Raw genomic sequence first — 26,192 nt, 5'->3', positions numbered from 1 at the left:
TGTCAATTCCAACACGGACGGAAGGATGAATAGAAACACGAATAGCCGGACATCGGTGATCCCGAGTCCGGCCATGTAATCATGCATCTGCCCCGCCCCCGGGGCCTTCCTTCGCCGCCGCCGCGGCTGCGCAAGCTGCTACCGAGCCTCCGGGCTCCCCAGAAGCACCCGGATGGAAGCCGCCCGCTTCTCCCGGACGGCAAGGGCAGCCTCGCCGGCCAGCACCGGGCCGTCCACAAGCCGCACGCTCCCGTCCGTGCCCCTGATCTCCAGCCGGAGCGGGGATACGCCATCGGCTCCGAACGTGTTCTTCCGTTCCGGATTCGCATAGATCACCTCGCAGCAGCCTAAGAAGCGGAACGCCACTTCCCCCTGCCCGTCGAACAGCCATGCCGGCAGCAGCGGAAGAAGCTGTAGCTCCAGCAGGCCGTCCTTCAGTCGGAAGGGCTCGGGGCCGGTCATCATCAGCTGCCACATCTGCAGGAATTCAGCCGTCGAGCCGCTGAGCCGCGCCACGAAGCCGGTTCCATGGAGCGAGGGGTCCGGATTGGCGCTGCTGGCGATGAAGGAGGAATTCTCCAGCGTGCTCCGGCCGTATACGGCGGGATCCAGGAACGGGATCCAGGCATGCCGGATGTCCTCGTAGAATTCCTCATAGAGCCCGCCCTTCAGAAGCTCCAGCAGGTACTTGTATTCCATATGGAGGAACACCGACTCATTCTCCAGCCAGCCCGGCGTGAAGGCGGCGGCCCGGCCCAGCTCATGGCTCTCTCCGGCCAAGGGCGCATTCACCTTGTACATCCGCAGCTTCCGGTCATAGATGCCGCTCTCGCGGACAGCCTCGTACAAGGAGCGCCGCTCCACCTCCGAATCCAGCACCTTCATGGCACGAGCCGCTCCCTCCAGGAACGGAGGCAGATCGCACCGCCGGAACCTCGTGACCCGGACATAGGGCCGGCCCTTGGCATCGGTATGGAGCTGCCCCTTCGTGTCCATCAGCCGCTCGAATTCCACCGCTTCATAGTAGAAGTAGGCCGGGTACAACCCCTTGCCGATCTCCTTAGCACGTACGAAGGCTTGGTTGACCTTGGCGGCGCACTTTCGGAGGAACCGGAGCACGACCTCTGCCGCTAAGGACCGGCCCCGGCCGTCCAGACCGAACCGGACCGACTCCCGGTACTTCTCCCGGGCTCCCGACACCCGGTCCCAATACCGGAAATCCCGATCGGGCTCCGCCGACCGTCCGTACTCGTCCAGCTCCCGCTCCACCGCCTCCAGCAGCTCCGCCATCTCGATGGGCAGCTCCAGGGCCAGACTCTCCGCAGGCAGCCGCTCATGCAGCACCATGAGAAAATCCACGAGCCGCTTCAGCTCCGCCGTCTCGTTGAAGCCCGAGCCGAACAAGCCCGGCAGTCCGTTCAGCGAGTCGTTCCAGCCCGGCTTGCCGGCCTCCATCTCGATGCCCAGCCCCTCCGGATCCATCGTGGCGAATTTGAGTAACGCAAGACACACCAGCTTCTCATACAGATGGGTGCGGTATACAGCCCCATGGCCATGGGCGGTTCTCACCCAGCAGCGCTCCGCGCCGCGGCTTTCCAGGAGCGCCTCCTTCTCCGGCAGCTCCTCCAAGGCGCCATACTGCCGGACCTTATCCCCGTCCAGCACCGTCTTCAGGGCCCGGGGCCGGACAAAGGCCGGACTGTCGTAGTACGCGTAGCTGCCGTCACCGAACAACAGCTCCTCGAGCCGGTCCGGATACACCGCCAGGTACGACTCGATCTGGTCCATATTATAGGTCCAGTGGTCGATCCAATACCCCTCCCCGAACGCCGCTTCCATCTCCTGCCTGGAATAGGCAAGCACATGCCCGATCCATTCCCCGTGAGCGCAGCCGGTCCGGATCCCCTTGCGCTCCATCCACCGCAGGAGACCCCCGGGCGTATACCCCGCCTCCAAAAAATTCCGGACCTCCTGCCTGCGGTCCTCCTCCACCATCCCCAGCGGGATTGCCGGGTCGGCAAGACGGAACTTACTGCCTTGGACCACCAACGGATTATAGCCGTCGGTCTGCAGCAGATTCATGAATACCTTCACATTGGTATCCCCGACCTCCGGTTCGAAGAACACATCCATTCTCCGGTTCTGGTTCACATCCCGGAAGTTGCCGTTCCCTTGCGAATAATACGACGGCTCCAGGGAGAAAAAGTTATAGTCCCGCTCCAGATCCCCATGCTTGCGGGAATAGACATGATAGACCGCCGGAGCCTGTCTTCCCGAGACCGGCACGCCGCCGGCCGATTCCGTTCCTGCTCCCGCTTCCACCCTCCGCCCGAGCACCAGAGGCAGGCCGCCTCGAAGCACATTGTCCAAGTAGCACTGCCGGGCGTAGGCGTCGAACCGCTCCATCCCCGACCGGGTCCGAATAGCCGAGGTCACCTCGTCCGCCAACCTCGCCGCTTCCTGCTTCTTGCTGCGCAAATACTCCCGGCGGGACAGCTCCTTGCGGCGCCCGTTGATCCGCCCGATGTCGGCCGTATGCCCGATCATCGTGTAGAGCTCCACCGTCCCGCCGGGCGCAAGCTCCTGGCGGAAGCCGCTGAAGCCGCACGGCACCTTGTTGGCGGTTACCGGCTTCGAAGCGGTAGCCGCCTCCCAGCCCTGCTCCAGGAAGGAGTCCGGCTCCCGCAGCGACGAGCCGCAGCCGAAGACCCGCTCCGCGTCCACCACCAGCGGCACATCCTCCTCCCCCTCCGGCCCGGACAGGAAGGACAGGAGGAAATGCCCGGCCGTTACCGTCTGAACCTCCGCTGAATCCTCCGTACTGGAGCGCATCCGATAATACGGGATGCCGTTCTCCAGATTGTAGACATCCATCCAAGCCTTCAGCGTGTTGCCGATCTCCTTGTAGCCGGCGTTGCCGGTTCCGTAAGGCAGCACGGCCGGCATGCCGTCCAGCACCTCCAGCTCCACCGGCTCCTTGCCGGAGTTGCGGAAGACCACATGCCGGACCAAGGCGGCGAACTCCTCTCCCGGCAGGGTATAGTAATCCGTCTCCACCTGCAGCTCCGAGGCCGGATCCTCTGTTTTCAACGACAGCCCGTTCGGCTCCACCGTCAGAATCTCCTTACCGGCTTGCTCCCTACGGCCTGCATAGGGCTCCCAAAAGCCCGCTGCCTCCCCCCGCTTCCACTTGATGAAAGTCCGGAACCCCTGCAGCGGCGTCAATTGGTACGCCTTATGGGCGGGTTGAAACTCCATGATGGCATGATCCTTGTCCTGAACGCCGAAGCTGGCGATCCCTTGCCCCCGGTTCACGTAGAAAACCCACATAGGTATGCCGTCCAGCCCGGCGATACCGGGCAAAAAGCCTGCGAACGGCTTCGATTGGTTATAGCCTAAGATCCGGAACCGGTCGGCTCCGTCGAATGAATAGTGCGCCATAGGGCGAGCTCCTTCCGTTTCGAGTCCCCTCTTACAAGAGCGGGAAGAGATCGCTGAAGCCGCAGCAACCTCTTCCCTGGAGGGAATCTCTATTTATTTGGCCGTAGCCGCTTTGTACCAGTCGTTGACTTCCTTGGTAATCTGGTCGCCGCCGGAGGACTTCCAGCTCTGCACCATCTTGTCGAATTCATCAATAGGCGCTTGGCCGTAGATGATCTTGCTGTAGGTTTCGCGGACCAGCTTGTCGAGCAGCTCGTTCTTGCTTCCCATGGTCTGGGTCAGAGGACCTTGATAGTAGTTCTTCATCCGGATGTTCTTCTGGGCCAGCACCACCTTCATGGCATCCAGGTTCTCTTTCTTGCGGACCTTGGAGGTGGCGAGCTCATACGGGGTTTCCGCCTTGCCGCCGTCGGCCAGCTTTACCATGGTATCCACGTACAGCGTCGGGATCCGGGCGCCTTCGAAGGTCAGCGTATAACGGTCCGGCTCGACCAAGGCGTCGTCCACGTTGTTCGGGAACAAGTCCGGGTATTTCTTCGGATCCTTGGTGATGGTGCCGTCCGGCGCCTTCGCCCAGTCATAGCCTTCGGCGATGCCGTTCTCGAACATGCCGCCCTTCTGCGGGTTGGCATAATTCTCGAAGAAGAAGTTATAGTAGCGGACGATGGCTTCGGGATGCTTAGCGCTCTTGTTCACGAAGAGATAGCCGTTAACCGGAGCGTTGCCGCTCTGGGCACCCACCTTGCCGTCGGGTCCGGCCGGAATCGGATACGCCTTGTACTTGGCGCCCGGGACATTGGCCGTCAGATCCGGGAACGGCCAATCCGGCAGCCAGTTCCGACCGACGATGGCACCGGCCTGGCCCTTGGTGAAGAACTCGGCGCCGGTCGTCTCGTCCTTCAGCGCGGAATCCTTATGCAGGTAGCCCTTATCCATCCATTCCTTCAGCTTAGCCAGCGCCTGTTTGGCTTCCGGCTGGACCGCACCGGCGGTCAGTAAGCCGTCGGCCTGCTTGTTCCATACGTTCGGCATGGTCCCATACGCGCCGAAGACCCAAGAGATATCGGTCATCCACCCCAGATAGGTGTTCTTGAAGCCGGCTGCCAGACCGATGGTGTCCTTCTTGCCATTACCGTCCGGATCCTGGTTGACGAAGGCATCCATGATTTTCTCCAGATCGGCCAGCGTCTTGGGCGCCTGAAGGTTCAGCTTATCCATCCAGTCCTGACGGAACCAGAGCACCATATCGTCGTTGTAAGCGTAATCGAGAATCGGCAGCGCCATCTTCTTGCCGCCCTTGGTGACCGGAAGCCACATGGCCGGGTCCACCGCTACGCCCTTCTTGTAGATGTCGCTGGCGTACTTGTCGAAGAGCTCGTCGACGGCCATGAACTGACCGGACTCGATCAGCAGGTTATAGGTTTCCACATCTCCGCGGTAGGCCACCACGTCCGGCAGCTTGTCGCCGGAGGAGAGCATGAGGCGGAGCTTGGTTTTGTAAGCGTCGTTGGTGTTGGTGACGGTCCAGTCATACTTGACCTCCACGCCCAGCTGCTCCTTCAGAATCTTGGTCAGGACGTTGTTCTCGATGGTCTCGCCTTTCTTGAAGTGGACCGAAGGATCGACGCCCTTCACGGAGCTGATGGTGATCGGCGGATCGTACTTCTTGCCGTTCCAGCCGGTCTTGTCGGCGGCAGCGCTTGTGGCGGCTGCTGCATGGGCTGCCGGGCTGGTGCTTGCGTCGGACGGCTTGCTCTCACTGCTGTCGCTGCCGCATGCGGACAGGATTCCCGTTGCGCCGAGCGCGGTTGCGAGGAGCAGGCTTACCCTTTTCTTGTTCATGTCCTCTATCCCCCATCGATTCGTATTAGATTGACTTACGGGATTTACTATAAACGGATTTTTTATCCACCGAAATGCCTCATTTTTGTGTCCCGATGCTTATTTTTTGTGGGTACGTCATTATTGGGGGTATTTTATGATTTGACGGCCCCAAGCACAATTCCTTTTACAAAATACTTCTGCAGGAACGGATACACGGCTACGACGGGAAGAATGCCGATAAAGATCTGGGACGACTTCACCGTGCGGGTGGAGATGGCCTTCAGCTCCGCCACATTGGGATTGATCTTGCTGAAGTCCTGCTGGACGATGACCGTCTGCAGGAAGGTGGCCAGCGGGTAGTTCCGGTAGTTGTTGATGTACAAGAGTCCGTCGAACCAGGCGTTCCAGTTTCCGACGATGGAGAACAGGGACATGGTGGCGATGGCCGGCATGGAGATGGGCAGATAGATGCGCAGGAGGGTCGTCAGATGGCCTGCGCCGTCCATGATGGCCGCCTCCTCCAGCTCCTTCGGCACGGCACGGAAGAAGTTCATCAAGAGCACCATGCTGAACACCGCCACCGAGGCCGGCAGCACCAGCGCCCAGACAGTGTTCATCAAATGGAGCTTACGCACCAGAATGTACGTCGGAATGATGCCCCCGTTGAACAGCATGGTGATGAGGAAGAACCACGTGTAGTAGGAGCGGGCCCGGAAGACCGTCGAATCCTTCGAGAGGGCATAGCCCGCCAGCGTGATCAGGAACATGGTGATGGCGGTGCCGAGAATGGTCCGGTAGATGCCCATCCATAGCGCCCGGGTAAAGTTGGGATTGCCCAAGGTCTGCTCATAGGAGGCGGCGGTGAAGCCCTTCGGCCAGAGCCCGACCAGATTGGCGTTGGCGGGCGCGCTTTCGCTGAAGCTGACGGCCAGGATGTGCACGAGCGGAAGCAGGCACAAGAGGGATATGAGCAGCAGCATAACATTGTTCACGACACTGAACAGCCGGTAACCGGCCGATTTATGGTACATGGCAGGACGTCCCCCCTAGAAGATTCTGTAGTTGGCGAATTTGTAAGCCAGCCGGTAGGAGGTCACGATCATGACCATGCCGACCAGAGACTTGAACAGCCCCACCGCCGTCCCGAAGCTGAACTGTCCGTTCAGAATACCGGTCCGATACACGAAGGTGTCGATGATGTCCCCCTTGCTGTATACCATGGTGTTGTACAGATTGAAGATCTGGTCGAAGCCGGCGTTCAGAATATTCCCCAAGGCCAGCGTCCCTACGACGATGACGACAGGCATCAGGGAGGGAATGGTAATGTGCAGCGTCTGCTTCCACCGGGTGGCCCCGTCCACCTCCGCCGCCTCATACATATCCGGATTGATGCCGGTCAGAGCCGCCAGATAGACGATGGTGCCGAAGCCGAAGTTCTGCCACACGTCGCTCACGATGACCGTAAACCGGAACCAGTTGCCATTCATCAGGAAGGGAACGGCCTCGATGCCGAACCAGCCGGTCAGCATCCGGTTCACGATTCCCTCCGTGCCCAGCATATCCGTCAGGATGGCGCCCAGCACCACCCAGGAGATAAAGTAGGGCAGATACACCAGCGTCTGGATCGACCGCTTCAAGAGGGAGATCCGCACCTCGTTCAGCAGAAGCGCGAAGACGAACGGGGCGACGAGGTTCGTGACGATTTTCATACCGGCGATCAAGAGCGTATTGATGATGACCTGCTTGCTGTCCGGATACTCGAACATGAAGCGAAAATGCTCCAGCCCGACGAACGGCGACCCGGTAAAGCCCAGGAATGGCTTGTAATCCTGGAAGGCCATCACCAGACCGCCCATGGGCAGATAGACGAATAGAAACACGACCGCAACGGCGGGCAGCAGCATCAGGTGCAGAGGCCAGGTCGCGCTGCGCCTGGGCTTGTTCAGCTTCCGCACCAGGGCCGGCATCTCTTCTCCGGGTGCTTCCGTAGCCAGTTTCATCTCCATTTCCAAAACCCTCTCTGCATGTTATGATGGTTACACTTCCGGGGAGAGTGCGCTCCCCGTACCTATATCCTACCAGCGTGCCGCCGCCTGCGACATGCCCGACTCTTTGGAACGATGCCATTTTATTATGCGTTGCCGGGAGGCGCATCCGACGTGAACGTGAAGATGAATACGTTTACCAAAATCCTGATTCTCATCATGTGCCTGCTTGCCCCGCTGATGGCGCTGTATTACGTCTCCAACCGGATCAGCATCGACACGGTCCACAAAGAGGTCCAGACCCTGAAGACGAAGGACCTGCATTTCTACGCCGACCAGGTGGATCACAACGTGGGGCTCCTCTCCACCCTGGGGCTGCTCCTGAGCGAGGACATCAACATCCGGCAGCTGCAAAATCTGGACATGTTCTATAACAAATATGAAGCGAACGAAGCCGTGCTCCGCCTGTATGAGCGTTTACGGCTCTTGAACGTCTCCACCGGTTGGGAAACCCATATCAGCGTCTACTCGCCGGAGACCCAGAGCGTCATCTCCACCAGCAGCATCTCTTACGACGAGAAGTATCTGAAGGAACAGGTCAGCGTCCGGTGGAAGCTGGGACGGGTCAAGGGACTGGACGAGGACCGCTTCGTGAAGCATATCGTGCAGCCGGCTCAAGCCGCCACCGACGTGACGAAGGCGGGGATCGTGGTGGAGATCTCCTTCTCCGCCCAGGAGCTGGTCCGTTCCCTCGACCAGTTCAAGCTGGGGGGCAAGGGCGATCCCTTCTTCTTCAAGCCCGGCTCCGATCCGATCCGGAACCATTCGGCGGAGAACGGCCGGATCGCGGAGCTCTTGAGGCTGGTTCCTGACGGAGACTGGGATACGGCCACCAACCGCAGCATCAAGCTGGGCGACGAGACCTATCTCCTGAATGCCGTGAAGATCCCTTCCCTCGGCTGGTATCTCGTGGATTACGAGCCCATCGAGGAGATTCTCAAGCCCATCGTCAAATCTCGGAACCTGTTCTACTTCGCCATGGCCACCCTGCTCGTGCTGGGGCTCTGCGCCGCCTTCGTGCTGTACCAGCAGGTGCAGGTGCCGATCCGCGCCTTGGTGAAGAATGTCCAGATCATCAAGAAGGGGGACTATTCCGCCCGGATCCGGATGAAGCCCAACAACGAGTTCGCCTTCCTGTTCCAGCGCTTCAACGAGATGGCGGCGGAGATCGAGAACTTGATCCAGACGGTCTACGCGGAGCAGCTCCGCTCCCGCGAGGCCAACCTGAAGCAGCTCCAGTCCCAGATCAACCCTCACTTCCTGTACAACTGCTTCGCCCTGATCCGCAGCATGACCCGGCTGGGCGAGAAGCAATCGGTAATGGACCTGGCCATGCACCTGAGCAAGTATTACCGCTACACCACCCGCGTCGAAAAACCCACCTCCTCCATCCGGGAGGAGCTTCAGCTCATCATCAGCTACCTGGAGATCCAGAAGCTGCATCTGCAGCGCATGGATTACCGCATCCAGGTGCCGGAGACTATGATGGATCTGGAAATTCCCCGCCTGCTTCTGCAGCCGCTGGTCGAAAATGCGGTGCTCCACGGGATCGAGCCCATGCTGGAATACGGAGAGCTGGACATCCTGGGGGAGGAAACGGCCGCCGGCTATCGGCTGACGGTCCGGGACAACGGAGTCGGCCTGACGCCGGACAGCGAGAGATCGCTGCGCAACGCCCTTCACATGCTGCCGACGGATGAGACCGGCTGCGCCTTGTGGAACATCCGGCAGCGGATGAAGCTGTTCTGGGGAGATACGGCGGAGATCGAGTTCTCCCCCAATCATCCGAAGGGACTCGAGGTTACGGTCCGATGGGTGAAGACAGCGGAGAAGCCGCTTCTGGACGCGGGATAAGGAGGATGAGAGGTGCACCTCCACCTCCATAAAGATCGATTCATTCATCTAAGAAGGGCAGGTACCCCTATATGTATCAATTGCTAGTTGTCGACGACCAAGCCTACCTGGCCGATGACCTGAGCGCCATGCTCCCCTGGGGCACGCTGGGAATCGGCACGGTCCATACGGCTTATACCGCATATGAAGCGCTGGAGCTGCTCCGGACCCATCCTATCGACATCGTCATTACGGACATCCGCATGCCGGGCATGTCCGGCATCGAGCTGATCGAGGAGATCCGGAAGCATCACAAGCTGATCAAGACCATCCTGGTCTCGGGCTACTCCGATTTCGAATACGCCAAGAAGGCGATCCAGAACCGGACCACCGATTATCTCTTGAAGCCCGTATCCGACGAGGATCTGCTGGATGCGGTCCAGCGGGCCATCTCGAGCCTCCAGTCCGACTGGATGGAGATCAGCTCGAAGAAGCGCCTGGAGCAGTCCGTCCGGGAGAATATGCCGATCCTGAAGGAGCATCTGCTCCGCGATCTCCTGAGCGGCCGGCGGCTCTCCGCCTCCCAGCTGGAGCAGCGGATCGGACTCTTGGGTCTGCCTCTGGCAGTGAACCGCCCCTGCTGCCTGCTGCTGGTCCGCATGGAGGATCACTTCGAGCAGTTCGATCCCGAAAGCCTTTCCTTATTCGAGTACGCCATCTTCAATATGGCGGCGGAGATCTTCGGTACGGGATTCCAGCTCCTCCACTGCCGGGACATCCACGATTATTTGGTGCTGTTGCTGACGCCCAAGGCGGAACAAGAAAACAGCCTGACGCCGGATTACGAGCGCCAGGCCGAACAGATGGCTGCCTTGCTGCAGCACTACACCAAGCTGTATCTGAAAGGAACCATCTCCGTGCTGCAGAGCCCCTGGGTCCCGGAGCTGGCGGAGGTGAACGCCCTCTACGGGCGGGCGCTCCAAGCCTTCCGGCAGCAGATCGGCGGGGAGCGGGAGCTGCTCCTGACCTGCCCCGAGGCTCCCGGTCCGGGGAAGGCCCGGTCCTTGGGACGGCTGTACGAGCCTCCGACCCTGCTGCATTTGTTGGAGGCCGGCCAGTGGGATCAGGTCCGCACCAAGCTGGAGGCCATCTTCGCAGAGCTGAACGAGAACTGGGCCGACTCCCATGAGCATATCCTGGAGACGTACTTTGCCATCGCCAGCGCCTTCGCCTGCATCATCCACAAGAGCAACCGGTGGATCTCCCAGGTCCTGGAGCAGGAGTACGGGAAGCTGTCCCACAGCCATGAATTCCATACCATCCAGCAGCTCCGGGATTGGACCTTCCGGGTGTTGGAGCAGTTCACCGCCAGCTTCCACCGGGAGATCCGGGATGCCCGCTCCGCCACGGTCAAGCAGGTCCATGAATACGTGGAGGCACACCTGGGAGAAGCCTCCCTGCAGTCCATCGCCTCCCACGTATACTTGAACCCTTCCTATCTGTCCAAGATCTACAAGTCCGAGACGGGGGAGGGGATCAGCGATTATCTCTACCGGCTCCGGATGGAGAAGGCCGCCTACCGGTTGGCCAATTCCAACGAGAAGATCTACGAGATCGCCTTGAGCCTGGGGTATCTGAAGACCAGCTACTTCATCAAGCTGTTCAAGGAAAAATACGGGGTCACCCCCCAGGAATACCGCGACCAGCTCCTGGGCAAAGGAATGTGACGAAATGGTTCAGCGATGGGATTATGCCTCCCCCTGGTGGTAGGGGCAGTACTTCTTCATCAGCTCCACCGTCTCCGCATCGTCGGGACGGCCCCGGGCCTGCAGCCCCTCCATCACCTTCTCCCGGCGCTCCCCGTCCATGTTTTGTCCGAACTTGAACTTGGCCGTCAGCTCCGAGACGTTGATCCGGACCACCGAGACGCCCTTCAGCTCTCCCCGGTAGGCTGGGTCGTCGGGTGTGATCGGGGCGTAGCCGCCCTCAGGCTGGAGCTTCTCCATCAGCCCGGACAAGGCGTCCGCCTTCTCCGCCAGATCCTCCACCGGCTCCGCCGTCCCCCGGATGTGGACCGACTTGAAGAAGGCAGTCGCCGGACAGGCCTGCCGGGGATCGGAGAAGTAGGAGGGCACGATGGCGTACTCCCGGGCGACTGCGAAGCTGACGTTCTTGGCAGCGGCGATCTCCGACATCTTGGCCCCCCGGCGGGAGCCGTGGAAGTATATGTGGCCGTTCCGGTATACATAATTAAGCGGCGTCAGATGGGGCCAGCCATCCTCCCCGACGGTGCCCAGGTACCCGAAGGAACACTCCTTCAGGAACGCCTCAATCTCCGCCTGCTCTTCCACGCTGAATTCGGTTCTTCTCATCTCTCTTCTCTCCCTTCCTTTGTTCTGATTATAAAAAAGACCTTGGTATAGCTAAAGAGCCAATACCAAGGTCTTTTATTGGACCAATTTGCAAAGATCCGGCTATTTCTTATAGCCGTTGACATAGTAGTACTTGCTGTCCTGCTTCTTGGCGTTCATGTAGCAGTAGTCCACATGACGGATTTTTTCGATGGTGAACGATTGGAGCAACTCCAGAATATCATCCACATCCGCATAATAGTGTGGAACATCCTTCTCCGGCCCATCCTCCGTACACAGCAGGGTGTTCGCATCGATCCGGGGATACCCGGAGTGCACATACTCCCAAGAGGACTTGGAGCAAATGGAGGTATAGAGCTCTCCGCCCTGCTTCAGCACCCGTTCGACTTCGGCGATCATCCGCTTCACGCCCGGCGTATCCGAATGCGAGATCGCATGATAAATAAAACGGCGTCGAAGGATTCATCCTCGTATGGCAGCCTGGCGATATCCCCGACCGTCGTCTCTACGGTGACGTTCTCCTTCGACGCCCACGCATTCAGAGGGTCTATCGCGTAGGGCGACAGATCCAGTGCGGAGACCTGGAGGCCGTGCTTGGCGAAGCAGATGGAATGCCTCCCCAGACCGGCGCCCAAATCCAGCACCTTCCTCCTCCCCGCCGCAGACCACTTATAGGCGCAATAGACACCGTCCTCGCTTGGATTCAGCCATGGGCTTGAATTCGCGACCTTCTCCCATTCCCATCCCTTGGATTGGACCATCCGGATCTCCCCCTCTTATTGGTTCAAGACTTAGGGTTCCATTACGAACCATTACCGAAAATGGTTACTCCTGACACAAAAGGTTAACAATTGCAGGAAAGGAATACTGGAGCACCTGCTACAAAACCGCTCCGGCATCCGTCTTATTCATGAAAGGGGGACGGCGGCAACATGGAGGCTGGCGCACAGATACCCGAGCTGTTCCAGCGCTTGTTCCGGGAGCATTACCCCGGAGTGGCACGGAAGCTCTATGCATTGACCGGCGATTATGCGGCGGCGGAGGATTTGGCCCAAGAGGTGTTCCTGCGGCTGTACCGCAGCCCTCCGGACCGGCTGGAGGCCGTCGGCGCTTGGCTGCACCGGGTGCTGACCCGGGTGGGCTACGATTATATAAGGCAGCGTGCGTCCGGCAGGGCGCTATTGGAAAAGGAATCCGCCCGCTTGGCGGCTTGGACGGAAAGCTCTGCCCCTTCGGGGGAAACGGAGGTCATCCGCGAGTGGGAAAAGGATGTGGTCCGGCGGGTGCTGCGGAAGCTCTCGGACCGGGACCGGACCGCCCTGCTGCTTCGGGAGGAAGGGTACAGCTACGAGGAGATCGCCCACCGGCTGGAGGTCAACCCGAAGATTGTCGGCACGCTGCTGGCCCGGGCGGAGGAACGGTTGAAGAAGAAATACGGGCAGGAGGAGGACGGGAACGATGGCGGACGGAACGAAACGGACCGGCGGGGAGCCGGTATTTGATACGGACCGGGCTTGGGACCGGTTCGAGAGGCTGGCGGCCCGGGAGCCGGCGCCGGCGTTTTGGAGGCAGGCGGAGGAGAAGCCGGGACCGGAGGCAAGCGGATGGAAGACCGGACTGGACGGACGTCCGGATCATAACGAGAAGGATGGTGTAGGGGAGATGAAGCAGACCAGAACCAGTCACGGACCTATCGTGAACGGAGGCGGCGGCTGGCATACGGAAAAGCCGGTCCGGCGCAGACTTCGGAGGCTGACCGCCGGCGTTGCCGCTGCAGCCCTGATCGTCGGCCTATTCACGACCCCTCTGGGGGACCGGGCCCTGGCCTTCATGCAGACCAGTTTCCGGGTCCAGCACCTGGCTCAGGTCGGATTGACGGCCGATGATATGACGACCGTCTCCGAGCTGCTGGACCGGGGCTCCCCCGAGGGAGACCAGAGCTTCGCGCTGGCCCAATACGGTACCTTGACCCAATCCGGAGGCGGGAAGATCAGCCTTACAACTTGGGAGGAAGCGGAGCAGCGGATGGGTGCCCCCCTGCTGAAGCTGCAGAACCCCAGTATCCTCGTCTATCAGCCGGCGGGCACACTGACCTTGAACCTGAACGTCAAGGCGGTCAACCGGCTCTTCACCCGTCTGGGCGGCAGCATGCCCTTGCCGGCTGAAGCCGACGGCAAGGCTATCCGGCTGCACGTCCCGGAGGGCGTGACCGCTCAGGGAACCTTCTCCGGCAAGATGATGAGACTGCTCCAATTCGGCAAGCCGGAGCTGAGGGTCGAGAGCGGCATCAATGTAGCAGCCGTCCGGGAGGCGGTGCTGGGACTGCCCGTGCTGCCGGATAACCTGCGGACCAAGCTGGCCGCCATCGGCGATTGGCAGAGCACCCTGCCGGTACCGGCCCAGGATGAGGTCACCACCAGTCTCCGGCTGGGCGGACACGACGCCATCATGACGGTGAGAGGCACGAATCGTGTTCTGTTCTGGCTCGAGGGCGACCGGATGGGCTTGCTCGTGGGCGACCTGAAGGATTTCCCCGCGGAGGCCGCCTTCCAGCGGGCTGCGGAGGAGCTGGTCCGGCCATGATGATCATTGATACGGCAGATCTGACCAAGACCTACAACGGCCGAGGCGGCTGCCGCGGCATCACCCTGCAGGTGCCGGAGGGCTGCATCTTCGGCCTGCTGGGACCGAACGGGGCCGGCAAGAGCACCTTCGTCAAGATGCTGGCCGGCCTCCACCGCCCCGATTCGGGGCAGGCCACTGTGCTGGGGCAGCCTCTGGGCCGGCCGGAGGCGAGGCGCAAGCTCGGCTATCTCCCCGAGCTGTTCCGCTTCCAGGACTGGCTGACCCCGGTGGAGGTGCTCCGCTTCCACGGCCAGCTGGGAGGCTTGCGCCCGCGGGAGACACGGGCAGACTCCTTCCGCAGCCGGATCCGGGACACCCTGGAGCTGGTCGGCTTGTCCGAGGCCGCGAACCGCCGGGTCGGCGGCTTCTCCAAGGGCATGCAGCAGCGCCTCGGCCTGGCCTGCGCCCTGCTCCTGGAGCCCGAGCTGGTCATCCTGGACGAACCGTCCTCCGCCCTGGACCCTATCGGCCGCTACGAGATCCGCACCCTGCTGAAGCAGCTTCGCGGAAGAGGGGTCACCGTATTCCTGAACACCCATCTGTTGGAGGATGTGGAGGAGCTATGTGATGAGGCCGCCTTCCTGTACGGCGGAGAGCTGCTGGCCGCCGGCCCTCTTCACAAGCTGCTCGGCATGGCCGGAGAAGGCGGAAGCGGCCGCGGCAACTGGCGCTTCCGCCTTGGCGGCTGGCTCCCTGACACGTGGACGGAGCTGAATAAGGCCGCAGGCGGCGCTCTATCCGGCCAGCTGAGCCTGACCGAAGCGGATGAGAGCGGCAACGCCCTTCTGTCCGCCCGCGTATCCGACCGTGAACAGGCCGGGTACTTATGCTCTCTATTCATCGCAAACGGCCTGACACTTTACGAATCCGGCCCCGAGCCCCACAGTCTGGAGGCCTGGTTCCTGCGGATGGCCAAGTCCCGTCAAGGAGGTGCCACACCATGACCATGTACATCTCCGCTACGTTTAAGGAGCTGACCCGCAAGCGGGTCTTCCTGGTCACGCTGATCCTGACCCTCGTCTTCCTGATCCTGTTCGCCCTGGGCATCCGGGAGCTGAACGGTACGGTGGCTCAGGAGCGGATTTCTCCCGCCGAATCGCTGCTCACCAGCATGGTGATGATGGTGCTGGGTCTCTTTTTCGCCCAATTCCTGGCGGCCTTCTTCGTCCTCTTCTCCTCTATGGGGATCGTAACGGGGGAACAGGAGAACGGTCTCCTGCTGGCGGTGGCCGCCCGCCCCCTGCCCCGGTGGAAGCTCTATCTGGCCAAGTGGCTGGGCCATGCCGTCTGGATCACACTCTACAGCGCCATCCTGTTCGTATCCGTCGCCGGGACCGTCCATGCCGTGACCGGCCTTCCCCTGCTGGCTGGGGATTTCTTGAGAGGGCTGGCCATCTTTCTCTGGATGCCGCTCCTGCTCCTCTCGCTGACCATGCTGGCTTCCGTCTATCTTCCCATGCTGGGGACCGGGATCTTCGCCGCCCTTCTGTACGGCTTCTCCCTCTTCTGTGGGCTGGTCGAGGGGATTACGGCCTATCAAGGGAGCCCTCCTGCGCTGGAGAAATTCCTCCTCCTGACCGGGCTGCTGCTGCCTACGGACTCCGTCTTCCGAAGAGGCCTCTACGAGGTTCTGGGCGGGGCGGATTGGGCCGACTTGGCGACTGCGGACATGGGGCCCTTCTCCATGCCGAGCATCTCCTCGAATGCCTTCCTCCTGTACACGGTAGGGTACGCAGCGGTTCTGCTCCTGCTGGGGTTCCGGGCCTTCAGCCGGAAGGACCTGTAGCGAATACGTCCTTACAGCAAAACGGCGGTTCAGAGATTTCCTCTGACCGCCGTTTTCTTTTTCACCGTCCGTCCCGAAGGAACCGGTCCGTCCGCTCTACGTTACTCCGTAGTGCCATGCCGCGGCAAGGAGGAGGAATACGACTCTCGCCAATGCGGTCCAGGTGGACCACTTGTCCTTCTGCAGACGATCCTCCGAGGATTCCGTGGAAAAGTTCGCCCGCTGCTGGTCCGCCGTGGTAAATCCGCCTGTCAGAATTCCGGTAATGAACAACAGACCGATTCCGATATACAGCAGCCACTCCGCCATTGCTACCGCCCCCTGTTCCAGATGTTTACATTTCTTACGCACCTGACGAGGGAAGGTTGCAGGCTGGCTGCAGCACCACAGATCGCTACTTCACATACAGCCTGGCGGTCTCCTCCCAGATCTCACCCGGCTCCAGTCCGAACAAGCCGGTCTCCTCCGCCGAAAGACTGCTGTTCGGGGCATTGACCAGATTGATCTGGGGCTCGGGGCAGAAGAACCGGCCGCAGGCATTGTTGTTCCAGATCATCCACATCTTGTAGGAAGTCCCCACGTCGTAGACCAGCGTGACGCCGGCCTTGGTGTCCGTCAGCTCCGCGCGGTTGCGTCCTCCTTGGGGGACGGCCGTGTAATGATTGTCGAGAGAGGCGAAGTACGGATTCACGCCCCCGTCCTTCATGGCCGCTTCCCCCGCCGACAGCTCCTGCTTCCGTCCGGTCGGCAGCATCCGGCCGTCCAGCTCCCAGCGCTCTCCGACCGTTACCTTCAGGACGCAGTCCTCCGCCGTGCTGCCCGGTGCGAACGGGGCGTTGATGGCCGTATGGAAGGCGATCAGGCAGGGCATCGATTCCGTTCCCTCGTTCTTCACATAGAGCTGTTGGGACAGCCCCTCCGCGCTCAGGGTGTAGCACAGCTTCATGGTGAACTTGAAGGGCAAATACTTGTAGACGATATGACCTTCATCCACCTTCAAGGTGACGGTGACGAAGCTCTCCGCAGCGCCGGTTCCGAACTCCTCCACGCTCCATTCCGACGTGTGAACGTAGCCGTGCAGATGGTTGCCCGTACTGGCTTCGTTGACCGGCAGCTGGTAGACCTTGCCGTTCCATGGGAACTTGCCGCCGTCGTAACGGTTCGGGGGATACAGCGGCGGTATGCCGTAGACGCCGGGGGACGCCTTGAAATCCTCGATTCCGCCCTCCTCCGGCTCACGCAAGAACCGGTAACCGCTTACGTTATCGCGGAAAGCCACCAGGTTTCCTCCGACTCCCGGCACCAGCGCCGCCTCGTAACGGCCGGCCTTCAGCCAGACAGCCTTCTCGCCTTGGTACTCGCCTATGTAGGCTTGTGTTGCAGACATGGACATTCTCCTTATCCGATGAGTCTTCCGTTCCCCTCCAAGAATACCAAATCCCCCAAGCATGTCAACCATCAAAAAAGAGCCCTTCCCGATGTCGGGAAAGGCTCTTCAATTCGGCTCGGATTAACGGATCTCCGTCATCGGCACGCCGTCCATGTCGTCGAAGGCTTGGTTCTCGCCGGCCATACCCCAGATGAAGGTATAAGCTGCGGTGCCAACGCCGGAGTGGATGGACCAGCTCGGGGAGATGATGGCTTCTTCGTTGCGCATGATGACGTGACGGGTTTCCTGCGGTTGGCCCATCATATGGAACACAACGCCGGTTTCCGGCATATCGAAGTACAGATAGACTTCCATGCGGCGCTCGTGGGTATGACAAGGCATGGTGTTCCACATGTTGCCCGGCTTCAGCTGGGTCAGACCCATAACGAGCTGACAGCTCTGAATGCCCTTCTCATGGATGTACTGGTAGATGGTGCGCTCGTTGGAGGTCTCGATGGAGCCCAGGTGGCGCGGGTTGGCTTCCTTCTGGGAGGCCTTGACGGTCGGGTATTCCTTGTGGGCCGGAGTGGAGTTCAGATAGAACTTGGCCGGGTTGGCGGCGTCCGCGCTGGCGAAGAGCACCTCTTGTGCGCCGAGGCCCACATACAGGCAGTCCTTGTTCTCCAGCTCATAGACGGTTCCGTCTACGGTTACGGTGCCTTTGGCGCCGATGTTGATGATGCCCAGCTCGCGGCGGGCCAGGAAGAAGTCCGCGCCCATGTCCTTCTTGGGAGCGTCCAGCTTCACGGTGCCGGTGGTCGGAACCGCGCCGCCGGTGATGAAGCGGTCGTTATGGCTGTATACCAGGCGGAGCTCGTTGGCTACGAACAGGTTCTGGATCAGGAATTCATGGCGCAGCTTGTCTGTGTCATAGTTTTTTACGTCATTCGGGTGGGTGCCGTAGCGGATCTCCATCATGTCCGTAATTCCTCCTAATAAAAAGGTTAATGAACGTTCATTCATGTTCATAAGAACATATTTATACGTTCATATGGTACCATATTTCCCTTCGAAAAGCCACATCGTCTCAATTTTTCACAATTTCAACAGAGTGACGCATTGACGCGAAAGTGGTATAATATTGCCTAATGTTTAACCAATCAGAGGAAGGATGACCTGCATGCACCCTCTTGCCCAGAAGTTGAACGAAACCATCCAGCAAAACAGCCCTCACGTCCACGAGATGCTCTCCGGTCTCGGCCGGCTGATCTATTTTCCGAAGGAAGGCATTCTGAGCCAATCGGCTGAAGCGAAAGCCAAGGCTAAGACTTACAATGCCACCATCGGTACTGCGCTGGAGAACGGCAAGCCTATGCACCTGAAGGTGCTACAGGAAACTCTCTCCGCTTATGAACCGAAGGACCTGTACGAATACGCTCCGCCCGCGGGCAAGCCGGAGCTGCGCACCGTATGGAGAGCCAAGATGATTTCCGACAATCCTTCCTTGGAGGGAAAGAGCTTCGGCAATCCCATCGCCACCAATGCGCTGACTCATGGACTCAGCATCGTAGCCGACCTGTTCGTGAAATCCGGCGACGCGGTCATCATCCCGGACAAGAACTGGGAGAACTACGAGCTGACCTTCTCCATCCGCCGCGGCGCCGAGATGGTCTACTACCCGCTCTATAACGAACAGAACCGGTTCAACGACCAAGGCTTGAAGGAAGCCATCCTGGCCCAGAAGGACAAGGGCAAAGCCGTCGTCGTTCTGAACTTCCCGAACAACCCTACCGGCTACACGCCAGGCGCCGAGGAGGGCCGCAGGATCGTCGAGGCAATCCGTGCTGGAGCGGAAGCGGGGATCAACGTGGTCGTCGTCACCGACGATGCCTACTTCGGCCTCTTCTTCGAGGAATCGCTGCATGAATCGCTGTTCGGCGCCCTGGCCAATCTGCATCCCCGGGTGCTGGCGGTCAAGGTGGATGGCGCGACGAAGGAAGAGTATGTATGGGGCTTCCGAGTCGGCTTCATCACCTATGCCAACCCCAACGAGGCCGTGCTGGCTGCGCTAGAGCAGAAGACCATGGGCATCATCCGCGCCACCATCTCCAGCGGCCCGCATCCATCCCAGACCTTCGTGCTGAAGGCGCTGCAGTCCCCGGACTTCGCCGCCCAGCGTGCGGAGAAGTTCGCCATCATGAAGGGCCGGGCCAACAAGGTTAAGGCAGTTCTGGACAGCGGCAAATATGCAGGGGCCTGGGACTATTATCCCTTCAACTCCGGCTATTTTATGTGTCTGAAGCTGAAGACGGTGGATGCCGAGCAGCTTCGCCTCCATCTCTTGGATCAATACGGCGTGGGTACCATCGCCTTGGGCGAGACCGACCTGCGCGTCGCCTTCTCCTGCATCGAGGAGGATCAGGTGGAGCACCTGTACGACCTGATCTATTCCGGCGTGAAGGATCTGGAGCGCTAAGCGAATATGAACGACAGCCCGCTGCATCTGCAGCGGGCTGTTTCTTTTTGTTCAATCAATCTGTGCCGTTCGCTTTATCAGATCAAATCGGATTTCTGCAAGAGCCGCTCCAGCATCACGGCCGCTTCCGCCCGGGTCAGCAGGTCCAGGGGCTCCAGGGTCCGGTCCGTCTTGCCACCGGCGATCCCCCCTTGCAGGGCCGCTTCAATCCCTTCCCGCGCCCATGCCGAGGCTTGGTCCTGGTCCTGATACGATGCCAGGCGTGCCGTACCCTCCGACTTCGGAAGCTTGCCTCGCAGACCGGTCAGCTCCATGGCTCTTGACAGCATGACCATGGCCTGCTCCCGGGTGATGGTGTCCGAGGGACGGAACGTGCCGTCCGCATACCCGCTAACCAGCCCGTAGGTGCCGGCAGCCCGCAGAATCCCCGCGTACCACTCGGATGCCGGAGTATCTGCATACGGGGCGGTACCCTGATCTTGTACCGGCTTCAGGCCCAGAGCTCTGCCCAGCATAGCGGCGAACTCCGCCCGCGTGACGGCTTGGTCCGGGTTGAACCGTCCGTCCTCCAGCCCGTTCAGAATCAGCCGGGAGCCCATGGCGTTCACCGTTTTTTCGGCCCAATGCCCGGACATATCGCGGAATCGGACGGGATTCCAGACCACGGCATACGTGCTGTTGGTCAAGCTGTTGATGCTGGCGTAATAACGGCCGTCCTTCACAGTGATCCGGGTCGGCACATGGCGGATGGTTCCGTCCTCCTCCACCACCACACCGGTGGTGATCCGCTCAGGTGCGACGGTCTCCGGCAGCGTAATCGATCTCTCCACATACCCCTCGAACCGGGAGATCTCCACCTCCTGCCCTTTCACTTCCGCCTTCACGGCAAAATGAACCGGCGGAACCGCCACGATGTACCCGCCTTGCGAGGCGGCTTGCTCCGCCCTACGGACTTCTTGATCCGAAGGCCTGCCGATCTCAAGACGCAGCTTCAGCGCCCCCGGGTCGGTTTGCCCCCCGGGCAGGTTTTGCAGCACCTGCTGCCGGATCTCTTCGGCAGGAAGCGTGTAGGACCCGTAGATCGATTGAAGCTCGATCCCCGCTTTTTGGGCTGCCAAGCTCTGAAGCATCGCACCGTCCAGCTCTCCGACGATCAGATCCGCTCTGGTGATGGCCGAAATCGGCAGAACCTCGCCATCCCGGACGTTCGCCAGCTTCGATTCCAGCTTCTCCGCGTCCACCCGGATCACGTTCACCGAACGTCCGTTGGAGGTGCCTGGAGTTTCTGTGCCCCACTCCGTCTCCAGTCTGTTCGTCACCGGCGTGCCGGAAGGAGTCGCGGCAGGACCTTGACCGCTGTTCGATTCGCTATCGGTCCCTGTTCCCGAGCCTCCACCGCTGGAAGCCGCAGCCGGAGTGACCGGTTCGGTAGCGGCCGAATACGCTCCCGCTCCTTCGCTGTTAACCGCCCTCACGGTAAACGTATAGGACACCCCGTTGGTCAAGCCGGTCACGGTGATCGGACTGGCGGTCCCCGTTGCCGTGATCTGCCCCGGGCTGGATACCGCCTCATAGCCGGTTACGGGACTTCCCCCGTTATCGGCCGGTACTGCAAACGTAAGGACAGCCTGTCCGTCGGAAGCGGTCGCCCGGACCTCAACAGGTGCCGCAGGGACCGTTTTCGGTGTGGCAGACATTTCATTGGACCGTGGGCCGTCACCTCCGATGTTCCATGCCCGTACGGCAAAATAATAGCCAGTTCCGTTCGCCAGCCCTTCTGCCCGGTACGTATACACGGAGCCGCTTACCGTTATTGGCAGCGCGTCATAGACACTCGGGGTTTCGCTCGCATAGATGTGGTAGCCCAATGCGCCTTCCACCGGCTCCCATTGGAGGGAGACCTGCCGGTCGCCCGGTATGGCGGCGGTCAAGACCGGCGCTCCCGGCTCAGGCGGAAGCGGGATGACCGTCACCTCGTTGGACAGAGCGCTGCTGCCGGACGGATGAGTCGCTTGAATGACAAAGGAATACGGTGTCCCGTTGGCAAGCCCTTCCGCTTTGTAGCTGTAGACGCTTCCACTCACCGTGGCTTCCGCCGCCCCGTACGTGCCGTCCGCCTCCCGCTTGAATATCTGATAGCCCGCCGCCTTATCCACGGCCCTCCAGTTCAGTACGGCGTAGCCGTCCCCAACGCCGGGAGCCGACATCACCGGAGTATCGAGCCCCTTCACCGTAACGGCTGCAGTTGCCTTCCATTCGCCGTTCTGGGTCTTGGCCGTAATAACGGCGCTGCCCAGCGCACGGGCCGTGACCAGACCGTTAGCATCCACGGAGGCGACGCTTGCATTGCTGCTGCTCCAGAAAGCGCCCCGGTTCGTGGCTCCTTCGGGCAGCACGTTCGCCGTCAGCCGCTCCGTCTCTCCGGGAAGCATGGACAGCGACGTCCGGTCCAGATCAATCCGGTCCGGCAGCACCTCAGGCCCGTAAACCTCGAATTCCCAGAGTGAATAGCCGTACTGGGTGGCTCTCACCGTCCCATACATCCGGACATACCGGGCATCGGTCTCGGTGATGCTGATGGTCTCCGTCCCGCCCTTGCCGGCAGTAGTGCTGTAGACATCCGTCCATTGATTCGCGTCGTTGGAGACCTGAATCTTATAGCTCTTGCCATAAGCCGCTTCCCAGATCAGCCGGACCTCGTTGACCCGCTTGACGCTGCCGAGATCCATGTAGATCCAGCCCGGGTCCACGTTGCGCTTGGTGCCGGAGCGGGTATTGAGGTTGCCGTCCACCGCCAGAGGAGCCGTATCGGCGGAGCCGTCATTGGAGGAGATGACCGCAGGCCGGTTCAGCGCCAGATTCGTCTTGGGCCGGGGCTCCGGATCCTGTACCGGCAGGATGGTGACGCCGCCGTAATACTCCTTATCCAGGAAATTCATCGCTTGCAGCGTCTTAGCCGGCTGTACGCTGCCCGGCATGTAGACATTCTCGAAGGTCAGGCCGGTGATCAGAGCCCCCTCCACTCCCTTGATCTTGCCGAAGCTTTCCCCGGCATCCCGCACCGTGATGTTCCGCACGGTCACGCCGGTAATCGGGCCAGCCCCATTGCCGCCGTTGTTGACGGTAAACAGGGTCATCCACGCGCTGTTGTCGTCATTTTTGCCGCTGATATCCTCCACGTCCATGTTCTCGAACAGCACGTTGCGCACTGCCCCCGCCCCGTACTTGTGATGAACCGCGAAGCCGACAGCCGCTTTGTACACCACTCCATCCCGGAAGGTGATGTTCTCCTGATCCTGCATGACGCCCTGCCCGATCTTATAGCCGTAGCACACGGTCCACGAGATCAGATCCTCGAACACCACATCCCGGACCGGCTCCGGACTGCCCGGCCACGGCACCCGGCCTGAGGCGATGTCCGTATCCTCTTTCCAGGACTTGGTGGAATAAGGGTCATCCAGCGCGATGCCGATGGAATTGCGGATGACGGCACGCTGGGATTCCACGATGTCGATGCCATCGTTCTCCGACATGCTGAGACTGTTGAACAGCTTCAGGTTCGTAAACTCCAGATCGTTGGAGCGGACCGGCATGACCGACCAGGCAGAGGACTCCCGGACAATCACACCGTCCATCTTGAAGCGGGAGGTGGCGATCGGTACGACCAGGTTGTTGATCATCCCTTTGCCGTTGGTGGTCTTGTCATCGACGAGGGCCTTGCCGTTCCCGTCCAGCGTGCCCCGTCCGTAGATCTTGATATTGTCGGAGTCGAACGCCGTAGAGATCCACCAGGTCGCCGGGCGGCCCATGGACTGCTTGAACCAGTGCTCGGTGTAGTCCGCGGTCTTCCCCGTACCCACCAGCACGGCCCCGGGCTGCAGGTACAGGGCCATATTGCTCTTCAGCACCAGGTTCCCCGCATAATACTCTCCGGCCGGTACATAGACGATCCCTTGTATACCGTTACCCTGGGCCGTCCCATAAGCACTTGCGTCATCGATGGCCCGCTGCAGGGCCGCCGTCACACCCGCTGCAGCGGCAGCTCCGGCATTCGGCGCCACACCGTATGGGACTTCGGTAATGTTGAACACCCCGGCGCCGGAGGAGGGCGGCACATCCGTCTCCGCCGGGTCCGCTGCAATGACCAGCCGGGTCGTCCGGCCGTTCATCATCACGATCAGGTATTCATCCTTCTGGGTCGTGAAGGTCAGCTTGGTCCCCACTACACTGTCGGGGGTAATTCCGAGCTTCTTCGGACTGATGGAATACTCATGCACCTTGTCCGTGTTCAGTATGGTCACTTCATACGTAATCGGCCCCTCCGAAGCGGAGAAGTGGGCGTAATCATAGTCATTGTAGGCCTTCACGACCGGGATCTCCACTCCGTTCGCCTTCAGCCTGTAGTTGGTCGAGACGGCATAACGTGCAGGCTGGGCATACGCCGAGATGGCGGCCGGTCCCAATGCTCCGGAGCCGCTGCCCGCCGCTGCCGCAGACAACGCAGGGATCCCCCATGCGGCAGGCATAAGCCCCGCCACCATCATAACCACCATGAACCATACTATGCTCTGTCTAAGCTTTGGCATTTGTCAGATTCCCCTTTCCTTTCGAACCTTGGACCCGGATATCCTTTCGCTGTAACCCCTTACATCTTGGTGTGCAGCCTTCCTCCTTCCGCGGGCTCTGCCTGGATTTGGATCATCTATGGATTCGCGTGCTCAGTATAACAAACCGGCTGCACCGGGATAAGGCGGCTAACCCGACATTATGGGCAGGTATTTACAGATGATGCGAGTTCCGGCATGCCAAAAAAACCGCCCCGCACATGCATCTGCACGCGGGGGGCGGCCTTTCGCTGACAGCTTTTAAGAAGCAGCCGTCTATTTGGTGGTAAATGGTTCGATTCCGATGCCTGTTTGTTCCAGACCCGTAACAATTGCCGCAGAAGCTGCGTCTATCGGTTATCAACCCATTGATAGGAGGTGCAGGCGATGATCCGTAAGCTCCTGTGGGGCGGGACTGCAATCCTGCTGGCGGTTCTCCTGTGTCGAGGACCTGCCGGTATCGGCCTGGAGCCACTCAAGTTGACCGAGAAAGAAAGGCAAGAATGCCTCAAAGCCGCTTGGAAAAGTCTAGTCGCTATCTCCGATGGCAAATCCGGGATCGATTGGAGGACGGGAGAGGTCACCATCGTTCGGTATGAAGGCGCCTTGCTCCTTCCACCCAAGAACCGGGACCGGCTGATGAACAAGGAACTGGTCTCCGTCACCTTCCATACGGAGCTGGACTCCCTGCTCGGCCCCATCGTGGTTCTCCTGCATCCCAAGGTCCACAGCCTGATCGGCTTCGTGCCTCAGATGTAACGGCTGGAAGAACCGCGAAACGCTTCCCGCTCCGCTTCTTACACTTTGTCAGCCACCAGCGTGAACGACTTCGGGATGCCCTTGTCGAACACGTCCGAGGACTGGTTCGGTTCCTCCACCAGCTGGCGGATCATGAGCCCGGCGCGGGCTACGGCGGTCACGATCTCTCCCAGGTTCCAGTACCGCAGCTTCACCTTGGGCAGCGCCGACCGCTCCTCATCCGACAGGAACTTGCCGTAAGCCACGTCCACCTCCCGGATGGACGCATCGAAGTAATCGCCGGTTACCTTGTGCTTGCGGATGTTGGCGGTCGTACCCTTGGAGCTGATCAGCTTGGTCGTCACCGGGTGGAAATCCTGAAGCAGAAGTCGCCCTCCCGGCTTCAATAGCCCCCGGATCACATCCATCAAGGGAGCCAGGTCCACAAAATAATGCAGGATGCCGAACTCCATCAGCACCAGATCATAATCGCCCGTCCGCTCTTCCGGCGGAAGCTCCAGCACGTCCGAGACCACATAGCGCAAAGGCACTCCGGCAGCGGCAGCCAGCTCCCGGGCATACCGGGCATTCTCCGAGGCGATGTCTACCACCGTAGCCTCCGCCCCGAGCAGAGCCATAGCCACGGCCTTGCTCCCGTGGGATCCCAACAGATTGGCCACCTTCTTGCCCTGCAGCCCGTCCATATACGGGTACAAGCCCTTCAGCCGGGCCTCCGGATCCCGCTTCACCTTCTCCGCCGCTTCCGGCGGCTCCCCATACCGGGACACCCAAGCCTGGTACGGCCCGCTGTTCCAAGCCCGCTCATTGGTGCTGCTGTGCCCCATCTGTCCTGCTCCCGCCTGCTCCAATTCCTTCTGCTGTTCCATATGCCAATCACTCCCCGAATCCATGCTATTCCGCTTCCCCTACTCTAGCGATTTTCGGCACAAAAGTAAAATGGCCCCTGCTGAAGGTGTTCGAGGGCGTGGTGGACGACGACAAGGAAGACCGGATCCTCCCCGCCGTCGCCACCAAGATGCTGGCCCAGCCAGAATTCAAGGACGTGGAGAAGGTCAAGA

20 protein-coding genes are annotated in these 26,192 nt (G+C 60.4%); 8 read left to right on the top strand and 12 right to left on the bottom strand.

Translation table 11 applies throughout. The annotated features are described in order from the left end of the window. Positions 1 to 138 precede the first annotated feature (138 nt). The 4 genes from ACSEXW_RS21055 to ACSEXW_RS21040 all read right to left on the bottom strand — a co-directional run bounded on the left by ACSEXW_RS21055 (position 139) and on the right by ACSEXW_RS21040 (position 7,232). Positions 139 to 3,441: a cellobiose phosphorylase gene (locus ACSEXW_RS21055; protein ID WP_438448146.1), complete on the bottom strand. Its 3,303-nt coding sequence runs from the start codon at positions 3,439 to 3,441 to the stop codon at positions 139 to 141. A gap of 93 nt (positions 3,442 to 3,534) precedes the next feature. Continuing rightward, a complete protein-coding gene (locus ACSEXW_RS21050) occupies positions 3,535 to 5,283 on the bottom strand; it encodes an extracellular solute-binding protein (protein ID WP_438448145.1) in 1,749 nt (582 codons plus the stop codon). 134 nt (positions 5,284 to 5,417) lie between these two features. Continuing rightward, positions 5,418 to 6,296: a carbohydrate ABC transporter permease gene (locus ACSEXW_RS21045; RefSeq protein WP_438448144.1), complete on the bottom strand. Its 879-nt coding sequence runs from the start codon at positions 6,294 to 6,296 to the stop codon at positions 5,418 to 5,420. Between the two features lie 15 nt (positions 6,297 to 6,311). Then, the gene (locus ACSEXW_RS21040) at positions 6,312 to 7,232 is read right to left on the bottom strand and encodes an ABC transporter permease (protein ID WP_438448255.1); all 921 of its coding nucleotides are present in this window, start codon (positions 7,230 to 7,232) and stop codon (positions 6,312 to 6,314) included. A gap of 192 nt (positions 7,233 to 7,424) precedes the next feature. Here ACSEXW_RS21040 and ACSEXW_RS21035 point away from each other — a divergent pair, with 192 nt between their 5' ends. Continuing rightward, positions 7,425 to 9,164 (top strand): sensor histidine kinase, encoded by a 1,740-nt coding sequence (locus ACSEXW_RS21035; protein WP_438448143.1) that lies wholly within the window; start codon positions 7,425 to 7,427, stop codon positions 9,162 to 9,164. A gap of 71 nt (positions 9,165 to 9,235) precedes the next feature. After that, entirely contained in the window at positions 9,236 to 10,870 is a 1,635-nt protein-coding gene (locus ACSEXW_RS21030) for a response regulator (RefSeq protein ID WP_438448142.1), read from the top strand. A gap of 21 nt (positions 10,871 to 10,891) precedes the next feature. On the opposite strand, the gene ACSEXW_RS21025 is transcribed toward ACSEXW_RS21030, so the two are convergent. From ACSEXW_RS21025 to ACSEXW_RS21015, 3 genes are all read right to left on the bottom strand, one after another. After that, the gene (locus tag ACSEXW_RS21025) at positions 10,892 to 11,515 is read right to left on the bottom strand and encodes a pyridoxamine 5'-phosphate oxidase family protein (protein ID WP_438448141.1); all 624 of its coding nucleotides are present in this window, start codon (positions 11,513 to 11,515) and stop codon (positions 10,892 to 10,894) included. Positions 11,516 to 11,617: 102 nt separating this feature from the next. Then, positions 11,618 to 11,923 (bottom strand): hypothetical protein, encoded by a 306-nt coding sequence (locus tag ACSEXW_RS21020; RefSeq protein ID WP_438448140.1) that lies wholly within the window; start codon positions 11,921 to 11,923, stop codon positions 11,618 to 11,620. Continuing rightward, positions 11,920 to 12,276, bottom strand: coding sequence for a class I SAM-dependent methyltransferase (locus tag ACSEXW_RS21015; protein WP_438448139.1), 357 nt, complete (start codon positions 12,274 to 12,276; stop codon positions 11,920 to 11,922). The genes ACSEXW_RS21020 and ACSEXW_RS21015 overlap by 4 nt, the downstream gene beginning before the upstream one ends. A gap of 171 nt (positions 12,277 to 12,447) precedes the next feature. On the opposite strand from ACSEXW_RS21015, the gene ACSEXW_RS21010 reads away from it, so the two are divergent. From ACSEXW_RS21010 to ACSEXW_RS20995, 4 genes are read left to right on the top strand one after another with little or no spacing between them, the layout of a single operon-like run. After that, positions 12,448 to 13,017: a sigma-70 family RNA polymerase sigma factor gene (locus ACSEXW_RS21010; RefSeq protein ID WP_438448138.1), complete on the top strand. Its 570-nt coding sequence runs from the start codon at positions 12,448 to 12,450 to the stop codon at positions 13,015 to 13,017. Next, positions 12,974 to 14,098 (top strand): hypothetical protein, encoded by a 1,125-nt coding sequence (locus tag ACSEXW_RS21005; RefSeq protein WP_438448137.1) that lies wholly within the window; start codon positions 12,974 to 12,976, stop codon positions 14,096 to 14,098. The genes ACSEXW_RS21010 and ACSEXW_RS21005 overlap by 44 nt, the downstream gene beginning before the upstream one ends. Beyond that, the gene (locus ACSEXW_RS21000) at positions 14,095 to 15,084 is read left to right on the top strand and encodes an ABC transporter ATP-binding protein (protein ID WP_438448136.1); all 990 of its coding nucleotides are present in this window, start codon (positions 14,095 to 14,097) and stop codon (positions 15,082 to 15,084) included. The genes ACSEXW_RS21005 and ACSEXW_RS21000 overlap by 4 nt, the downstream gene beginning before the upstream one ends. Continuing rightward, complete coding sequence (locus ACSEXW_RS20995) at positions 15,081 to 15,926, top strand: ABC transporter permease subunit (protein ID WP_438448135.1); 846 nt, start codon at positions 15,081 to 15,083, stop codon at positions 15,924 to 15,926. The genes ACSEXW_RS21000 and ACSEXW_RS20995 overlap by 4 nt, the downstream gene beginning before the upstream one ends. Positions 15,927 to 16,022: 96 nt before the next feature. On the opposite strand, the gene ACSEXW_RS20990 is transcribed toward ACSEXW_RS20995, so the two are convergent. The 3 genes from ACSEXW_RS20990 to kduI form a co-directional block, all read right to left on the bottom strand. Beyond that, complete coding sequence (locus ACSEXW_RS20990) at positions 16,023 to 16,235, bottom strand: DUF5316 family protein (protein WP_438448134.1); 213 nt, start codon at positions 16,233 to 16,235, stop codon at positions 16,023 to 16,025. A gap of 85 nt (positions 16,236 to 16,320) precedes the next feature. Next, a complete protein-coding gene (locus tag ACSEXW_RS20985; protein ID WP_438448133.1) occupies positions 16,321 to 17,313 on the bottom strand; it encodes an aldose 1-epimerase in 993 nt (330 codons plus the stop codon). Positions 17,314 to 17,436: 123 nt separating this feature from the next. Beyond that, the gene (kduI, locus tag ACSEXW_RS20980) at positions 17,437 to 18,270 is read right to left on the bottom strand and encodes a 5-dehydro-4-deoxy-D-glucuronate isomerase (protein ID WP_438448254.1); all 834 of its coding nucleotides are present in this window, start codon (positions 18,268 to 18,270) and stop codon (positions 17,437 to 17,439) included. A 205-nt stretch (positions 18,271 to 18,475) separates the two neighbouring features. On the opposite strand from kduI, the gene ACSEXW_RS20975 reads away from it, so the two are divergent. Beyond that, positions 18,476 to 19,771, top strand: a complete 1,296-nt coding sequence (locus ACSEXW_RS20975; protein ID WP_438448132.1) for an aminotransferase class I/II-fold pyridoxal phosphate-dependent enzyme — start codon at positions 18,476 to 18,478, stop codon at positions 19,769 to 19,771. A 77-nt stretch (positions 19,772 to 19,848) separates the two neighbouring features. Here ACSEXW_RS20975 and ACSEXW_RS20970 read toward each other — a convergent pair whose 3' ends face one another. Next, positions 19,849 to 24,357: an S-layer homology domain-containing protein gene (locus tag ACSEXW_RS20970; protein ID WP_438448131.1), complete on the bottom strand. Its 4,509-nt coding sequence runs from the start codon at positions 24,355 to 24,357 to the stop codon at positions 19,849 to 19,851. 405 nt (positions 24,358 to 24,762) lie between these two features. Here ACSEXW_RS20970 and ACSEXW_RS20965 point away from each other — a divergent pair, with 405 nt between their 5' ends. Continuing rightward, positions 24,763 to 25,134, top strand: coding sequence for a hypothetical protein (locus tag ACSEXW_RS20965; RefSeq protein WP_438448130.1), 372 nt, complete (start codon positions 24,763 to 24,765; stop codon positions 25,132 to 25,134). Positions 25,135 to 25,172: 38 nt separating this feature from the next. Here ACSEXW_RS20965 and ACSEXW_RS20960 read toward each other — a convergent pair whose 3' ends face one another. Continuing rightward, positions 25,173 to 25,958, bottom strand: a complete 786-nt coding sequence (locus tag ACSEXW_RS20960; RefSeq protein ID WP_438448253.1) for a class I SAM-dependent methyltransferase — start codon at positions 25,956 to 25,958, stop codon at positions 25,173 to 25,175. Positions 25,959 to 26,192 lie beyond the last annotated feature (234 nt).

The sequence above is a fragment of the Oryzibacillus soli genome (assembly GCF_051594765.1).
Taxonomy (GTDB): domain Bacteria; phylum Bacillota; class Bacilli; order Paenibacillales; family NBRC-103111; genus Paenibacillus_AR.
This window is presented reverse-complemented; position numbering and strand designations above follow the sequence as displayed.

What these genes read in the sequence shown, in the direction of transcription:
- ACSEXW_RS21055 (WP_438448146.1), bottom strand. Translation starts at nt 3,441, where the DNA reads ATGGCGCACTATTCATTCGACGGAGCCGACCGGTTCCGGATCTTAGGC.
- ACSEXW_RS21050 (WP_438448145.1), bottom strand. Translation starts at nt 5,283, where the DNA reads ATGAACAAGAAAAGGGTAAGCCTGCTCCTCGCAACCGCGCTCGGCGCA.
- ACSEXW_RS21045 (WP_438448144.1), bottom strand. Translation starts at nt 6,296, where the DNA reads ATGTACCATAAATCGGCCGGTTACCGGCTGTTCAGTGTCGTGAACAAT.
- ACSEXW_RS21040 (WP_438448255.1), bottom strand. Translation starts at nt 7,232, where the DNA reads ATGCCGGCCCTGGTGCGGAAGCTGAACAAGCCCAGGCGCAGCGCGACC.
- ACSEXW_RS21030 (WP_438448142.1), top strand. Translation starts at nt 9,236, where the DNA reads ATGTATCAATTGCTAGTTGTCGACGACCAAGCCTACCTGGCCGATGAC.
- ACSEXW_RS21025 (WP_438448141.1), bottom strand. Translation starts at nt 11,515, where the DNA reads ATGAGAAGAACCGAATTCAGCGTGGAAGAGCAGGCGGAGATTGAGGCG.
- ACSEXW_RS21015 (WP_438448139.1), bottom strand. Translation starts at nt 12,276, where the DNA reads ATGGTCCAATCCAAGGGATGGGAATGGGAGAAGGTCGCGAATTCAAGC.
- ACSEXW_RS21010 (WP_438448138.1), top strand. Translation starts at nt 12,448, where the DNA reads ATGGAGGCTGGCGCACAGATACCCGAGCTGTTCCAGCGCTTGTTCCGG.
- ACSEXW_RS21005 (WP_438448137.1), top strand. Translation starts at nt 12,974, where the DNA reads ATGGCGGACGGAACGAAACGGACCGGCGGGGAGCCGGTATTTGATACG.
- ACSEXW_RS21000 (WP_438448136.1), top strand. Translation starts at nt 14,095, where the DNA reads ATGATGATCATTGATACGGCAGATCTGACCAAGACCTACAACGGCCGA.
- ACSEXW_RS20995 (WP_438448135.1), top strand. Translation starts at nt 15,081, where the DNA reads ATGACCATGTACATCTCCGCTACGTTTAAGGAGCTGACCCGCAAGCGG.
- ACSEXW_RS20990 (WP_438448134.1), bottom strand. Translation starts at nt 16,235, where the DNA reads ATGGCGGAGTGGCTGCTGTATATCGGAATCGGTCTGTTGTTCATTACC.
- ACSEXW_RS20985 (WP_438448133.1), bottom strand. Translation starts at nt 17,313, where the DNA reads ATGTCTGCAACACAAGCCTACATAGGCGAGTACCAAGGCGAGAAGGCT.
- kduI (WP_438448254.1), bottom strand. Translation starts at nt 18,270, where the DNA reads ATGGAGATCCGCTACGGCACCCACCCGAATGACGTAAAAAACTATGAC.
- ACSEXW_RS20975 (WP_438448132.1), top strand. Translation starts at nt 18,476, where the DNA reads ATGCACCCTCTTGCCCAGAAGTTGAACGAAACCATCCAGCAAAACAGC.
- ACSEXW_RS20970 (WP_438448131.1), bottom strand. Translation starts at nt 24,357, where the DNA reads ATGCCAAAGCTTAGACAGAGCATAGTATGGTTCATGGTGGTTATGATG.
- ACSEXW_RS20965 (WP_438448130.1), top strand. Translation starts at nt 24,763, where the DNA reads ATGATCCGTAAGCTCCTGTGGGGCGGGACTGCAATCCTGCTGGCGGTT.
- ACSEXW_RS20960 (WP_438448253.1), bottom strand. Translation starts at nt 25,958, where the DNA reads ATGGGGCACAGCAGCACCAATGAGCGGGCTTGGAACAGCGGGCCGTAC.